Raw genomic sequence first — 3,072 nt, forward strand, 5'->3', positions numbered from 1 at the left:
CTTCTTTGCTCACATCGGTCGAGCCGAGATCGAAGTCCTGGCCGGGAGCAAAATCTTCGAAATGGAAAAGGTCTGGCATGAAGGAAGGCACGTTTTGAGCCGGAACGGCACATTGCGTTCCGGCCACTGATGTTGGTTTCAATCAGTCGTAGTAGATTTCATTGTCTTCCAGATAGACATTGCTTGCAGCGCAAATATCAATGTCGATCGGGTCGTCCATAACTTCATCGTCGTTTTCGCCTAGCCAACCGACCTGGAACGTCTGGTCGCAATTTCCGCTGTCGGCATAAAATTCCGCACGAGAGCTTTCGCCCGGTTCAAGCGCTGCCGACAACCAGTTGTCGCTCCAGCCGCTGCCGTCGTTGGTGTAAAAGCCGACAACGATGTTCCCGCCGGTGTTGTTGTAGATCTGGAAATAACCTTCAGAGCCAGTACCCTGGGCGATTGCGGTCGTGGTTCCGGCCAACAAAACGGCGACACAACTCAACGTTTTTAATAAACGCATATTTCCCTCTCTTTTCGAAGCGGTCTTTCGTTGGCTGGAACGCTATCGGGCCGGTCCGGAGAAGTAAATTGCTTTCTTGAGACAGGCCCGAGATTCCAGCGAAAGCGTGTGCAAACGGCGCCTTGAAAGCAACGCAGGCCCCGCGATTGCATGTCAGCAAGATTTATCAGGTCGGCCGGTGCTAGATACTCCGAAGGCAAGCAAGGGCACTCCAGATGACGCAAGACGTAAAACAGAAGGTTTCACCACGGGACAATGGCTACGTTCGACGGTTCAGCCGAGTGATAGAATATATCTATGCCAATCTCGATCAGGATCCTGATCTGGCGACACTGGCAGAGATTGCCGCGCTCTCGCAGTGGCACTGGCACCGGGTCTGGCAGTCCACATATGGAGAATCCATTGGTGCGACCGTGAAGCGCCTGCGCTTGCACCGGGCGGCCGCGGACCTTTCTTATACCGAAATGCCGATTGCCGTCGTCGCGAAGCGGGCCGGATACGGCAGCCTGGAAGCCTTCAGCAGAAGCTTCAAGCTGTCCTATGGCCATTCTCCTTCCAACTATCGCGCCAGTGGTGTGCTTGCTCGTGTGCAGCCAGCACATGGAGGCGCTCCAACTCCGCAAACCCAAGGATGTTCATTGATGCATAATGTCGAGATCAAATCCATTCCGTCCGAGAAACTTGCCGTCCTGCGACACACGGGACCTTACATGGAAATCGGCAAGGCGTTCGAGACGCTGGTCGGTATTCTGGTCAGCCGCAATCTGATTGGCCAGGCGGGGGCGATGAAGGGGCTGTGTTTTTCGGACCCGACACAAGTACCCGAAGATGAACTGCAATCCGTAGCAGGAGTGACGGTGCCCGGGGATTTTCCCGTAGACGCTCCTCTGGAACAGGTCGAGACCCGGGAAGGTGACTATGCTGTCCTGCACTACAAAGGGCCTTACACGGACATGAAATGGGCCTATGAGTGGCTGTTCGGTGAATGGCTGACCCAGTCCGGCCGTGAGCCGGCAGATGCTCCGTGCATGGAAGTTTATCTCAACAATCCAAGGGACACTGCCCCATCGGACCTGTTGACGGATATCTGTCTGCCGCTCAAACCCGTTGCCTGATCTATAGGGGCCAGAACACAAGGATGGCCGGGATGGAGACCGCGAGTACCAGCAACTCAAGGGGAAGGCCGATGCGCCAATAATCTCCAAACCGGTATCCGCCCGGCCCCATGATGATGGTGTTGTTCTTGTGTCCGATCGGGGTCAGGAACGCACAGGAGGCCGCAACAGCGACAGCCATCAGAAACGAGTCCGGGTTCACATCCAGCGTGCCGGCAATCTGAACGGAAATCGGTGCTGCGATCAGGCAGGTTGCGACATTGTTCAGGAAGTCCGACAGGGTCATCGTTACAACCATCAGCACCGCGAGGGTCACCCAGGCAGGAGCACCGGTAGTCAGCGTGACAATGCCGTCGGCAATCAGCTGAGCGTTGCCGGCGTCTTCAAAAGCCTGACCCAGCGGGATCAAAGATCCAAGAAGAACAATCACTTTCCATTCAACGGACGTATAGACCTCCGAACCGCTTATCAGGCCGGTTGCGGCGTACAGCACGACACAGGCAGCCAGTGCGACGGGCAGGTAGGCTATGCCGGCGACAGCGGCAACGATCGCAAGGCAGAAGCCAGCAATCGCAAGCCACGCCTTGTTGCGCTGGATCATGCCGGTCTGTCTGCCTTCCAGGGGAAGAACACCGAGCCAGTTGCAGGCACTTTCCAGACGGTCCTGCGTACCGAGCAGCAATAGCACGTCTCCGGGGCGGATGATTTCGTGGCGAACCCGCTTCTGGATACGGCGGCCCTGACGTGAAATTCCGAGAAGGGTCACGCTGTGTCCATAAAGAAGCCGCATGTCGAATGCGGATCGTCCGGTTATCCGGGCACTGTCGGGAGCAATTGCCTCTATGAGGGAGAGCGCGGATCCAACCAGTCCGCCCTTGTGCCGTTCCGATCCCGCGAATTCGAGCTTGGCGGCCCCCATGAAGCTTTCAATGGCTTTCGGGTCTCCCTCGACCACGAGATAGTTGTCTTGCCTGATCGGTTCACGGCGTGCAAAACCCCTGATCCTGCGGCCATTGCGGATGAGACCGATGATCACGACATCCTTGTCCTCGGCAATCGGATAAAGGTCACCGACAGTCAAAGGCTTTTCTTCCGACACTTTTCCGATTTTCAATTCCGCTGAATAGAGGCTCTCAACAAAGCCGTCCTGTTTCGGCTTTTCACGGAAATGCGCAGGCAGAAATCGCCAGCCCAGCAAAGTGACGAAGGCAATGCCAACCACGGCCACCGTGATGCCGACGGGAGCAAAGTCGAACATGGAAAACGGTGTGCCGAGAGCGCTTGACCTGTATTCGGCAATAACGATGTTGGGTGGCGTCCCGATCAGCGTGATCATTCCACCCAGGATTGTTGCAAAAGAAAGCGGCATCAGCGAGAGGCCAGGCGAGCGTTCCGCCTTCCTTGCCGCTTCCAGATCCAGTGGCATCAAAAGCGCCAGGGCGGCAACGTTGT

The 3,072-nt window shown here is 56.3% G+C and carries 3 protein-coding genes; 1 reads left to right on the forward strand and 2 read right to left on the reverse strand.

Features of this window, described 5'->3' with window-relative positions:
- Positions 1-142: 142 nt before the first annotated feature.
- Positions 143-505: a hypothetical protein gene (locus tag K5905_RS30615; RefSeq protein WP_297591502.1), complete on the reverse strand. Its 363-nt coding sequence runs from the start codon at positions 503-505 to the stop codon at positions 143-145.
- 215 nt (positions 506-720) lie between these two features.
- On the opposite strand from K5905_RS30615, the gene K5905_RS30620 reads away from it, so the two are divergent.
- Positions 721-1,620 carry a GyrI-like domain-containing protein gene (locus K5905_RS30620; protein WP_297591503.1) on the forward strand — a complete coding sequence of 300 codons (900 nt, stop codon included), beginning with the start codon at positions 721-723 and terminating at the stop codon, positions 1,618-1,620.
- Between the two features lies 1 nt (position 1,621).
- Here K5905_RS30620 and K5905_RS30625 read toward each other — a convergent pair.
- The coding region (locus tag K5905_RS30625; RefSeq protein ID WP_297591504.1) for an SLC13 family permease at positions 1,622-3,072 on the reverse strand (1,451 nt) is incomplete at its 5' end.

The organism is Roseibium sp. (genome assembly GCF_025698965.1).
Lineage (GTDB): Bacteria > Pseudomonadota > Alphaproteobacteria > Rhizobiales > Stappiaceae > Roseibium.